This is a genomic window from Pseudoalteromonas sp. S2755 (assembly GCF_005886535.1).
Lineage (GTDB): Bacteria > Pseudomonadota > Gammaproteobacteria > Enterobacterales > Alteromonadaceae > Pseudoalteromonas.
On the sequence record NZ_PNDS01000080.1, the window covers coordinates 49428 to 58894 of the forward strand.

Here is a 9467-nt window from a genome sequence, read left to right on the forward strand (position 1 = left end):
GTGTTTTACGGCAGAGCTGTATCATACCTTGAAAATCACACACAATTAAGCCGACCAGTTGGTCGGCTATAATTTATTCCATTTCACTATCTAAAAATCAATCTTCGAAGTAAGTATAACCTTCAAGTCCAGCGTTTAACTCTTGTAAATACTGAGCTTTAATTGACTCCGGCAAGGACAACGCCGCGACCTGCTGTGCGTAATTCTCAGATAGCACCGCTTTGTCATAATGAACAAAGCGCAGTACATCTTCAACACTGTCGCCCTTGATTGCATTAGTGAGTTTATAACCCTCATCACAAAGCTCAACGTGTACTGAGTCTGTGTCACCAAATAAGTTATGTAAATCACCCAATATTTCTTGATAGGCTCCCACCAAGAACATTGCAACGTGATATTGCTCTCCCGGCACATACTCAGGAATGGGTAAACTTGACTCGATACCCGCGCCCTCAACATAACTGTTGATTTGACCATCAGAATCACAGGTAATGTCCTGAATAATCGCTCTTTGCGTCAACGGCTGATTGAGCTTGTCGATAGGCATCACCGGAAATAGCTGGTCAATACCCCAAACATCCGGCAGTGATTGGAACAACGAGAAGTTCACAAACAGTTTATCAGCCAGCTTTTCATTGAGGTCGTCTAGTACTTCTCGGTGTGCTCTTGCATTCTCATTTAAGCACTCACGCACTTTATGAAGTGTCGTGAAGTAAAGCTGCTCAAGCTGCGCCCACTCTTGCATGCTGATCAAACCATGCACGTATTGGTCGTGTGCATCGCTGAACAAGTGCATAGCGTCATGGTAAGTTTCTAAAGCCATGCGAGGAGTCAGTTGTGACAACGAATGCCATAACTCTTGTAATACCAATGGGCTGGTATCTTGTGGTTGCACCGGCTCGACTTGATTTGGTGCTTTTTCTACGTCGATCACATCCGTAATAAGCATCGCGTGATGGGCAGTTAATGCTCGACCAGATTCAGTAATAATATCCGGATGCGGAATGCTATTGAGCTCCGCAATATCATGAAAAGCATGCACCACATTTTTCGCGTATTCCGCCACCGTATAATTCATAGAGCATGAACTACGAGAACCTGAGCCTTCGTAGTCCACTCCGAGGCCACCGCCAACATCAACGATACGCAGCGGAACACCTAGTTGATATAGTTCAGCATAGTGGCGCGCACACTCTTTAAGCGCACGTTGAATATCGCGAATATTGGCAACTTGCGAGCCGATATGGAAGTGTACCAACTGCATTAAGTGCAAACGATTATGCGACTTAAGTAGCTCAACCGCTTGCAGCACTTGACTGGCAGTAAGACCAAACTTACCTTTTTCACCACCAGTATTTTGCCACTTGCCTTTACCAACTGAATTAAGACGAATACGAATACCAATCGACGGCTCAATGCCTAAATCGTCGATTTCTTGTAATAAAGTATCCAGTTCAGAAAGCTTTTCAACGACTATGTTTACTTGGTGACCCATCGCTTGACCAATGCAAGCTAAGCGCAAGAACTCACTGTCTTTGTAGCCGTTACAGACAATGGTAATAGGTTGATGTGCGACACCCAAAATTGCCATCAGCTCAGGCTTAGAACCGGCTTCAAGACCAACAAGACCGCTTGGATGAGCCAATAACTTGCTGACAACCGAGCGCTGCTGATTCACTTTTATTGGGTAAACACAGGTGTACTGGCCTTGGTAATCACGTTGAGTTCGTGCAGCAGTAAAGGCTTGAGTCAAGGTATCGACACGATGTTTTAAAATGTCGGTAAAACGCACCAAAACCGGCAAAGTTAGCCCCTGCGCTTTAAATTGCTCAGTTAACTCTGGAAGAAGAATTGGTGGCTTAGTGCGATCACCATCAGGAAACGCCACTAACTGGCCCTGTTCATTGATATCAAAATAGCCGTCACTCCAGTGGGTAACGTTATAGATAGAACGTGCTGTTTGCAGACCCCAAGTCATTGCTGCTCTCAATTAATTCTTGATAAAGCTTCATTCTAATACGCGAGGCAAGTCAATGCGACCTAAAGTTGCGTTTTCATTAGCTTACAAACCTTATAAATAGCCCATGCTTGATTAGGGCTAATATGAGGCAAAGTACAAAATGTTGACTAAAATTGATTGAGCAAAGACGCAAGCACTGGCAAAATTGCCTCAATTTTTATCAAGTGTGAACACAATCATGGCAAACTTAGAAGCAAACCGTTGGTTTACAGAAATTAGCGACCGCGATGGCAGCGCTTTTTCACTTAGAGTCAACAAAAAATTAGACGAAATCCAATCTCCATTTCAAAAAGTAGAAATGTTTGAAACGACGGATTTTGGTAACCTGATGATCATTGACGGTTGCACTATGGTGAGCACGCGTGAAAACTTTTTCTATCACGAAATGATGAGTCACCCAGCGCTATTCTCGCACCCTGCACCTAAAAATGTTGTGATCATTGGCGGCGGCGACTGTGGCACATTGCGTGAAGTATTAAAGCATCCTGGCGTTGAAAAAGTAACTCAGATTGATATCGACGAAGTTGTGACGCAAATGTCTTTGAAATACTTCCCTGAGCTTTGTGAGTCTAATAACGATCCTCGCGCAACTGTAATGTTTGATGATGGCATCAAATATATGCGTGAAGCCGAAGCAGAGTCTATCGACGTTATCATCGTTGATGGCACCGATCCTGTTGGCCCTGGTGAAGGCTTATTCAACCACGCATTCTACAAGAGCTGTTTAGCAGCGCTTCGCACTGGTGGTATCATGATCCAGCAAAGTGAATCACCACTGATGCACATGCCGTTGCTACTAGAAATGCGCGATGCAATGTTGGAAGTGGGTTTTGTTGACCTGCAAACCCTGCCTTTCCCACAGCCAATCTACCCAAGCGGCCTGTGGTCAGCAACAATGGCACGTAAAGGTGAAAAGTTTGCCGGATTCCGCGAGCAAGACGTTGATAACGCAACATTTGATACTGAGTACTACAACACAGGTATTCATAAAGGTGCATTAGCAACACCTAACTTTATGAAACGTGCTTTCGAAAAGTAGGCCTAATCAGAACATAAACTCAATTGTTAAAGTGTAGTGACTCATATCTGACCCTACAGCCTTGATGATTAGGTTAATGCTTCACCTGACCTGCAGTTATGAGCGAACAACAGACGTTCGCTCTAGATCTTTTTTGGACAAAAGCGTTTTAGGTGGTCGGCTGTATTCGACTAGTTTCGCATAAAAATTTCTATGGGCTAACGCCCAGCTCACCGAGCAAATTTTTGATGGCGGATTTTTAGCTTGTTTTTGCAAAATAGGTGACAGCGGAAATTTATCCGATGCAGCCGTTTGTTATATGCACTTTAGTATCAGTTTTTTGACATGCTGCGCAGGTTTACTAGCTAATAATTGCCAGAATGAAATACCTATCACTGGCATCAGAATAAAGAGTGCAGCGCCAAAAGAATCATGTCTATTTGACTCTCCTGCGTAAGCTCCTAATAATCCACATAAAAACATAACAATTACTACTTTGGTTAGTTTGCTAATGTACCCATCAGCTCTCATGTAATAGTATTGATTTAACTTAAAAAACATTATACCTACAGCACTAAATGCAAAAGCTAAAACATTAGCTTCAGCAGTATTTTTAGTACCTAATAGTAAATGCATTAAAGATGAACCAAGAACCATAGGTGCAACCATATAGACACATGAAGGTAACAAAATTCGAAATTTATAACTTAAACCTTTACTCAATGTAACTCCGCGTCATACCAACGCCGCAAATAAACGTCAAAAAATAGCAGGCTAAACTAAGCGAAGAATGAGCGCAAGTCTGCTATTTTACGTCCATTGTTTAATTAATTTGTTATATGCCTATTACTCAAAGGCTACAGAGTTCATCTCTGGTTGTGCCTCAAACTTTGATTTAAAAAATAACACACAGTCGTCAGCGGTTGATATCTTTTCTCTACCAAGGAGTTTTTCTTTAAGGGAACGAGGTTTATCTATTTGGAACACCCATTCTAATTCTGATTTGGGATCATCACCCTCTTCGAAGTAAGTGGATGCGCCAAGCATATATTGACGGTTATTCCATGTAATGTAGCTATACCAGCCCCAATCCTCTGCATCAGGCTCTATAAATTCAAACTCGGAATCCAATTCTTGTTTTAACCATTTTAATAGTGATTCGCCATAAATTGGGTTAACAGGATTCTTATTTTCCTTTGAGACATCAAACATAGATGTTTTAAAACTAATGGCAATATGCATGATTCCCTCCAGGGCACATAATGCCACCTTAAACGGTGAGTAATTGTTGGCTAAAATGTGAAGCGGAGCCGAGCCAACTGTTACGAATCCGCCTTTAAGGTTTTGTTATATGAACATTTATTCAAATGCCCCCCTATGAATACACAAGGAATGAGCAATACAAGAGCTAAATAAGAGGATACGCCCTCATTAAAATTAAACACAGTAAATAGAACTTGCGGTAACAGACCGATACCTGCAACCATTTTGACATTCATGCTCTTGGTGTCCTCATAGGTTCTAGCTGCGATATAGCCCGCGAGAAGAGTATAAATAATGCCAATTGGTGCGTATAGCATTGTGACATATTCCGCACTAGATTGCTGAAAAGTCTCAGTACCAAAACGGCTTACTAAGTAATTCATAAGACCTAAAGTGACAAACTGCCCAAAAGCTAAAATACCTAAACCTCGACCAACAGCTGCTGGAGCTGAAGGCAGTTTACCTTTTAGGCATTCATTCAAAGCCTTATAAAGTAAGTAGATTGCAACTAAGGCAACATAATCAGGAAGATGCACAATACTTCACCTTATTCATATAACGCTTGCCGTGAACGGCACAAAATAGCAGGCTAAAATTGGCGACAAAGGAGCACAAGCCTGCTGTTTTGTGTCCTTTGTGGTTAAAGCGTTTGTTAGGTATACGGTGCCACTTTATATTTTTTGTTATTAATTTTGTGGTATTGGTTAATTTCATTTACTGCTTTATCTACAGCATCAAAAGCTGCGTTCTCAGCGAAGTATAAAATGTAATTTCCCGTATCATCCTCGTTTGAAGAAAATGCGTATTCCAAATCGAAGTGCTCGCATAATACATCCTCAATATAATCTTTATGCTCATAGTCAATCAATTCTATGTAGGCTCCCCATTCTGGGTGCTGTTTAACATCGATTGGTGACAATAAGTATCGAAATTCTTCGAGCATGATTGTATACCTAACGCCACAAATAAACGGCTAAAAATAGTTGGCTATAATTTGTGAGGCACGAACAAAGCCAACTGTTTTTTGTCCGAGCTTTTAGTTTGCTTTGTTATATGACCAATAGCCTCTATTTTGAAAAAAGCTTTTTGAATAACTCTTCTGATTGCTTAATGCCTTCATCGGTCAATTGCACTGACTTTGCCTTACCAACCGGATCACAAATTAGACCTTTTTCATAAAGCCTATTCATAACTTCCCAGTCAATTTGTTTCCAGGCTCGGCCATAGTCATGCAAGGTGAGATGTAATAGAGCTAAAGCTGCTTCATCTATTTTATTTTCATCTATATCCATTCAACACTCCAAAACCTGATGGGCATATAACGCCCCAATAAGAGACTAAAAATCAGTTGGTTATACTTTAGCGAGGTACGAGCGACAAACCAACTGTTTTTTGTCCTATCACTTTATTAGCTTGTTATATGCCTATTGCTGAACACTCTCAAAATTAGATATTTCAAACAGCTTATTACCAAGTGTTACCAAATCAGTTAAATTCCTGCGTTCTGTATTTGAATAAGGCGACCAAAGGCAAGTTTCAGAATAAGTACTTCCATTCTTGGGCTTAAAGCACCAAGTTGAGCCATCCATACCGCGAGAATCATCAGTTTTTATGGTAGCTTGGACCGCTCTATAAAGATCTTTAATAATTAAAGCTGTATTTGAGTCCAGCTCTGCTTTAGAGTCATGTTTCACAGTCGTTCTTAAAGGTCGTTTTACCGAAATAACCTCTGAATACTCAGAAATCAAATAGCTTGTTTTATCGTAACAAAATTCAAAGTTATAATTTCCATTGAATGATGTAACAACGCTTAATTCAAACAATTTACCATTAAAAGCTCCATTTACAGAGCAGTTCGGTGGGGTAGCCGAAATAGCATTGAAGCTAAAGAAAATTAAAAATGCTAAAAGTATTCTCATATTTCACAGGGCATATAACGCTCGCCCAAGCGGCGAGCAACTTGTTGCGAGTCCAGCGGCTGAAAGCCGCGATGCTTTGGGCGTTTGTTAGGGAATAGTTACTACGCATGCTTAAGAATACCCGTACGCCACAGCAAAAATGCTGAGCCTAAACAAAAACCGAAAAACAATGTCTGAAGCTGCAATGACCAAGCATCTAAAATAACGCCTAGCGAGTAATAGGCGATAGAATTAACCACGACATTGCTAAACATAATTGCTAGCGTGAGCAAAACCCCTTGCAACCGATACTTGAGTAGTAAAAAAACAGCTAGTAAATCCAAAACGCCTAACGCGGACCAGTAGATATTTAGCCATAACGGCGCAAATTTGTATGGTAGTAAACCAAAATAAACATTATCGAAAACGTGTGTAGCACCACCAACAATTAAACACACGCACCAAATACCAAGGATGATTTTTACCACAGGTCTAACTTCCATATTCCCTAACGCTTAGCTAACAGACAAAATTAAATAAGCTAAAATCGTGCGAAGCGACGAGCTTATTTAATTTTGTCCTAGTTTGGCGACTTTTTAGACATTTTTAAACAATTGCTAACCAGCCGCTCTCGATTTGTTAATGTAAATCTATCTAAATAAAAAAAGTATTTCCCTTCATCACCGGAGGTGATGACTAATTGATTATCAGTTAAATCTACACTCTTAAATTTCATGATTGAAGAGGTTAATAGACCTAACCTATGGCACTTCATGCTTTCGTCTTGGTAATTAAAACTTACCTGCAAGGAACTGGAAAATTTATAAACTATGTATACGAAACAAAAAACAAGCCAACTATCAAAAGGGTTAATGTCATCCCAAAATTCAGAACCAAGAAGTATAGCGAATAATAAATCTATAAATAGAGCTATTGCGAGCCAAATAGCTACATATTTTATTAAAAGCCTAGCTTTGAACTTATCAGAATAGTTAATTTGCTTACAATAGTCAGTTTCAACATCTTGAACCTTATAAAGAGTAAATATTGCAGCAAGAAATATTACTACTTGCACCACAATAAATCCCATAGCCGTACTATCCATTAAAATCGTACTATTGTTACGACCTACTAAGAAAACTCCACCAACATAGTCAGCAAAAAGAACGTAGAATAAAATATAAGTTCCAGTTTTTAACATCATTACTCAATTGAATGTCTAACGCCCGCATAACGGGCAAAAATACGTAGGCTACAATACCAAGCGAAGCGCAGGGAGCCTACGTTTTTTTTGTCCCTAGCGAGCGCAGCGAGTGTTAATGCGTTTGTTATGACTCAAGGTCATTTACGTATGAATTTCTTAGGGCTCGCTTATAGCTCTTTAAACTTTCAGAAAACTTATATTCTACATAGCGGCGGTCAATGTTTTTAATTGAAATCTCATTACCACCTGATTTTAAAGTCTCAATAGCTAATTTATGAAGCCCACAAAAGATTGCCCAAACCATTAGCTCATTAAATTCATTTAATGACGAAACTCTATTTTTTGCCAAATCCCATTCAGCACTCAATTGAGGGAAATAGCCACCTTCCTCACTAAGTGTCCCATCAGCAACGTTAACTTTGGAAGGCCAAATTAGCTTTGTTTCTTTGAATATACGACTAAATTTCATCTGAGTTATAACACTCGCCTAAACGGCAATTAATAATGGGCTAAAATATAAAGCCCAGCGACAATAGCCCATTATTAATTGTCCGAGCGAGCTTGCGAGCGATTTAAGGCTCTTGTTATACATACTATTGCAACTGTGCGAGTACAGAGTCAGCTAGTGCACTTGTAGTCCCAACTATACTCAAACATAACTCTTCACTGCAAAAGTAATTGGCATGCAAACTTCCATTGCCATTTTCTCTCTCATAAACATACCCATAGAAGTCGAAAGAAGAATAACTTTTTGTACTTTTTGACACCATCTTCTGAAGAGGACTTGCAGTCTTAAATTCTACGTTGTCGGGCTTATCAAAAGTAACAAAATAGCTTTGATTAACAGGCCCATACGAGTCACAAATATATCGAACGTGGTTTTTAATTTTTACCGAAGGGTCAACTAATAACTTGCAATAATTAGGAAGCTCGATTTCGACATCAAAAATTTCAACTTGGTTTGAGAAAGCAAACGAGCTTTGGAGTAAACCTAAAAGCAAAAGTAATCGCATGACTTTCCTTGTATGTATAACAATTTAATATCGACCCAATGGGTCGTTTTTCTACCGAGTCATGGGTCATTATTCTCATTGTACCAGCTTTATCACAATAACTAACTTGTTGCTACAGATATATTTTTAATCATTACAGAAACTATGAAAAGGATAAAAACGACCCAGTGAGTCGTTTTCTTGACTATAGGAGAAACACAACAATACTGTATATAAATACAGTTCATTTAGGACTAGCTCAATGAGAACTCGTTCACCATTTTTAAACCACATCGCAGAGTTTATGCTGACTAAGCAATATTCGCTCAGAACAGTTGATACATATCTTAAGTGGATTTCTTCCTATATTCATTTTAAAGATAAGCGTCACCCAGCTTCAATGGGCGATAACGAGGTTGTCGAATATCTCGACTACCTTGTACTTAAACGTAATGGGTCGCCTAAAACACAAGCGACAGCGTTAAATGCATTATCTTTTCTGTATAAGCAAATAATTAAACAGGATTTGTGTCCTAATCTTGTAAATCGCTGACACCCAACACTAACTTGCAATGGAAGTGCTTTCATACTTTTTTACTTCATCTCCTCAGCTGTGGTGTTAATAGCGATAGGTGTCACTTGTTTTTCTTGTTTTCATCACTACAACACAAGGATTCATAAGGGGGCATTAACGACACCTAACTTTATGAAGCGTGCTTTCGAAAAGTAACGCACTGCCGAGGAGCATATTTTGCTCCTCAGTAATTTTATTTCCTTGCTCCGCAAAGCTATATTTATCTTCTAATTTAAAAAGGAGATTTAATATGCAGATAGGACTAAGAACATTCATACTTTCGTTTGCCTTGATCACGCCAGCCGCTCACAGCAAACCTCAAGTGGAAAGCCCAGCGCCAACCAAAGAAGAGCGCATATTCAATTCAGGCCATATAACTTCAGTGGATCAGATGAGCCCTAATCACGCCAAAATCACATATAAATTAGCAAAGCAACTCATCGCCAATCCAAACATTTCTAAAACTGAGGAATTGATTAACCTGAGATCTGTATAAGA

The 9467-nt window shown here is 39.6% G+C and carries 14 protein-coding genes; 3 read left to right on the plus strand and 11 right to left on the minus strand.

Annotation, left to right across the window (positions count from 1 at the left end; translation table 11 throughout):
- Positions 1-97: 97 nt before the first annotated feature.
- Complete coding sequence (gene speA, locus CWC03_RS13970) at positions 98-1978, minus strand: biosynthetic arginine decarboxylase (RefSeq protein WP_138582402.1); 1881 nt, start codon at positions 1976-1978, stop codon at positions 98-100.
- A gap of 220 nt (positions 1979-2198) precedes the next feature.
- Here speA and speE point away from each other — a divergent pair, with 220 nt between their 5' ends.
- Positions 2199-3059 (plus strand): polyamine aminopropyltransferase, encoded by an 861-nt coding sequence (gene speE, locus CWC03_RS13975; protein WP_138582403.1) that lies wholly within the window; start codon positions 2199-2201, stop codon positions 3057-3059.
- Between the two features lie 294 nt (positions 3060-3353).
- On the opposite strand, the gene CWC03_RS13980 is transcribed toward speE, so the two are convergent.
- The 10 genes from CWC03_RS13980 to CWC03_RS14025 all read right to left on the minus strand — a co-directional run bounded on the left by CWC03_RS13980 (position 3354) and on the right by CWC03_RS14025 (position 8416).
- Positions 3354-3761 (minus strand): hypothetical protein, encoded by a 408-nt coding sequence (locus tag CWC03_RS13980; protein WP_138582404.1) that lies wholly within the window; start codon positions 3759-3761, stop codon positions 3354-3356.
- A 123-nt stretch (positions 3762-3884) separates the two neighbouring features.
- Complete coding sequence (locus CWC03_RS13985; RefSeq protein ID WP_138582405.1) at positions 3885-4280, minus strand: hypothetical protein; 396 nt, start codon at positions 4278-4280, stop codon at positions 3885-3887.
- Between the two features lie 80 nt (positions 4281-4360).
- Positions 4361-4837: a hypothetical protein gene (locus CWC03_RS13990; RefSeq protein WP_138582406.1), complete on the minus strand. Its 477-nt coding sequence runs from the start codon at positions 4835-4837 to the stop codon at positions 4361-4363.
- A gap of 116 nt (positions 4838-4953) precedes the next feature.
- Positions 4954-5244, minus strand: coding sequence for a hypothetical protein (locus CWC03_RS13995; RefSeq protein WP_138582407.1), 291 nt, complete (start codon positions 5242-5244; stop codon positions 4954-4956).
- 124 nt (positions 5245-5368) lie between these two features.
- Positions 5369-5593, minus strand: coding sequence for a DUF6429 family protein (locus CWC03_RS14000; protein WP_099029137.1), 225 nt, complete (start codon positions 5591-5593; stop codon positions 5369-5371).
- A 132-nt stretch (positions 5594-5725) separates the two neighbouring features.
- The gene (locus tag CWC03_RS14005) at positions 5726-6220 is read right to left on the minus strand and encodes a hypothetical protein (protein ID WP_138582408.1); all 495 of its coding nucleotides are present in this window, start codon (positions 6218-6220) and stop codon (positions 5726-5728) included.
- A 101-nt stretch (positions 6221-6321) separates the two neighbouring features.
- A complete protein-coding gene (locus CWC03_RS14010; protein WP_212748153.1) occupies positions 6322-6702 on the minus strand; it encodes a hypothetical protein in 381 nt (126 codons plus the stop codon).
- Between the two features lie 77 nt (positions 6703-6779).
- Positions 6780-7400 carry a hypothetical protein gene (locus CWC03_RS14015; protein WP_249314046.1) on the minus strand — a complete coding sequence of 207 codons (621 nt, stop codon included), beginning with the start codon at positions 7398-7400 and terminating at the stop codon, positions 6780-6782.
- A 127-nt stretch (positions 7401-7527) separates the two neighbouring features.
- On the minus strand, positions 7528-7872 hold the full coding sequence (locus CWC03_RS14020) for a hypothetical protein (protein WP_138582410.1): 345 nt from the start codon (positions 7870-7872) through the stop codon (positions 7528-7530).
- 124 nt (positions 7873-7996) lie between these two features.
- Positions 7997-8416: a hypothetical protein gene (locus CWC03_RS14025; RefSeq protein ID WP_138582411.1), complete on the minus strand. Its 420-nt coding sequence runs from the start codon at positions 8414-8416 to the stop codon at positions 7997-7999.
- Between the two features lie 241 nt (positions 8417-8657).
- On the opposite strand from CWC03_RS14025, the gene CWC03_RS14030 reads away from it, so the two are divergent.
- Both CWC03_RS14030 and CWC03_RS14035 read left to right on the plus strand, forming a co-directional pair.
- Positions 8658-8948, plus strand: coding sequence for a phage integrase N-terminal SAM-like domain-containing protein (locus CWC03_RS14030; protein ID WP_138582412.1), 291 nt, complete (start codon positions 8658-8660; stop codon positions 8946-8948).
- 271 nt (positions 8949-9219) lie between these two features.
- Positions 9220-9465 (plus strand): hypothetical protein, encoded by a 246-nt coding sequence (locus CWC03_RS14035; RefSeq protein ID WP_138582413.1) that lies wholly within the window; start codon positions 9220-9222, stop codon positions 9463-9465.
- Positions 9466-9467: the final 2 nt, after the last annotated feature.

Bases quoted from the DNA above. Each gene is read 5' to 3' on its own strand.
- speA (WP_138582402.1), bottom strand. From the start codon at position 1,978: ATGACTTGGGGTCTGCAAACAGCACGTTCTATCTATAACGTTACCCAC.
- speE (WP_138582403.1), top strand. From the start codon at position 2,199: ATGGCAAACTTAGAAGCAAACCGTTGGTTTACAGAAATTAGCGACCGC.
- CWC03_RS13985 (WP_138582405.1), bottom strand. From the start codon at position 4,280: ATGCATATTGCCATTAGTTTTAAAACATCTATGTTTGATGTCTCAAAG.
- CWC03_RS13995 (WP_138582407.1), bottom strand. From the start codon at position 5,244: ATGCTCGAAGAATTTCGATACTTATTGTCACCAATCGATGTTAAACAG.
- CWC03_RS14000 (WP_099029137.1), bottom strand. From the start codon at position 5,593: ATGGATATAGATGAAAATAAAATAGATGAAGCAGCTTTAGCTCTATTA.
- CWC03_RS14005 (WP_138582408.1), bottom strand. From the start codon at position 6,220: ATGAGAATACTTTTAGCATTTTTAATTTTCTTTAGCTTCAATGCTATT.
- CWC03_RS14010 (WP_212748153.1), bottom strand. From the start codon at position 6,702: ATGGAAGTTAGACCTGTGGTAAAAATCATCCTTGGTATTTGGTGCGTG.
- CWC03_RS14015 (WP_249314046.1), bottom strand. From the start codon at position 7,400: ATGTTAAAAACTGGAACTTATATTTTATTCTACGTTCTTTTTGCTGAC.
- CWC03_RS14020 (WP_138582410.1), bottom strand. From the start codon at position 7,872: ATGAAATTTAGTCGTATATTCAAAGAAACAAAGCTAATTTGGCCTTCC.
- CWC03_RS14025 (WP_138582411.1), bottom strand. From the start codon at position 8,416: ATGCGATTACTTTTGCTTTTAGGTTTACTCCAAAGCTCGTTTGCTTTC.
- CWC03_RS14030 (WP_138582412.1), top strand. From the start codon at position 8,658: ATGAGAACTCGTTCACCATTTTTAAACCACATCGCAGAGTTTATGCTG.
- CWC03_RS14035 (WP_138582413.1), top strand. From the start codon at position 9,220: ATGCAGATAGGACTAAGAACATTCATACTTTCGTTTGCCTTGATCACG.